This window comes from Mycolicibacterium parafortuitum (genome assembly GCF_002086815.1).
GTDB lineage: Bacteria > Actinomycetota > Actinomycetes > Mycobacteriales > Mycobacteriaceae > Mycobacterium > Mycobacterium parafortuitum.
In genome coordinates this window covers 1-927 of the sequence record NZ_MVID01000068.1, presented here as the reverse complement: position 1 = coordinate 927, position 927 = coordinate 1, and the positions used below count along the sequence as shown (strand labels likewise).

General features: G+C 67.2%; 1 protein-coding gene. It reads right to left on the bottom strand.

What is annotated here, in order from left to right; translation table 11 throughout:
- Window positions 1-860, bottom strand: an 860-nt coding sequence (locus tag BST38_RS28795) for an IS110 family transposase (protein ID WP_133057271.1), incomplete at its 3' end; no start/stop codon positions are given.
- Window positions 861-927 lie beyond the last annotated feature (67 nt).

The following is a 927-nucleotide window of genomic DNA, read 5'->3' as shown; positions in this document are numbered from 1 at the left end:
GAGGCGACACCGGGAAGGGTGGTCAGGATCTGACCGTCGGTCTCGGCGAGCAGTGCCCCGACTTCGACGTCGAGGGCATCGATATCGGCTCGCAGCCGCCGGTATCGGTCCAGATCGCGGCCGAGGCGCAGGGCGCGTTGGTCGGCATCGGCCGGCGGCGGCAGACATCCGCGCCACCGATGAAGCCAGTACTGGGCGGTGCTGGTCGTCAAGCGCCCCTGGGCCCGACACCTCAGCGATCGAAGCTGCGGTGCCCGACCCGCGAACGCCGCAGCGCATGCCAGCACCGCCAGGCCGGTGGGCGTCTCCAGTGCCAGGGATCGGCCGTGACCAGCGGGCGCCGACAATCCGGGGCACAGCGTGTTGAGCTGGTCGTGAAGCCGCTGCTGAGCGATTTTGCGGTCGGCGACCAGACCGCGACGATGCCGAACCGCGGCGCGCAGCGCTTCTACCGAGGCCTGCCGGCCATAGCGGCGACCCGCGCCTTGGCGGGCCATGTACGTCAACGCCGCGCAGTCGCGATCATCGGTCTTGAACCTGCCCGAACCCAATTGCACACGGGCTGATTTCGTTTCCGATGGCGCAAAGAGCCGAACCGAACCAGGATGGCGACGCTCCAATTCGGCGACCCACGGCCGATGCAGGCTGCCGGTCGCCTCGATCGCGATCACGGGCGCATCGGGACCGTGCTTGTTCAGCGCGACTTCCAGCTGGGAGATGCCTTCCCGCGAGACGGGCAACGACATCGGATCAGCCAGCAGTCCCGCGCCATTGCTGATCCACACACGGTGGAACGCCTTGCCAGGGTCTACCGCGACGATCACCGTCGCCGGATCAAGCGCAACCTCCAACACCGACATGAACAGCCTCCTTCGAGCCGGACCTCCTCCGAGGATCCGCTCAATGACTACTCATGGCCTATCAGCT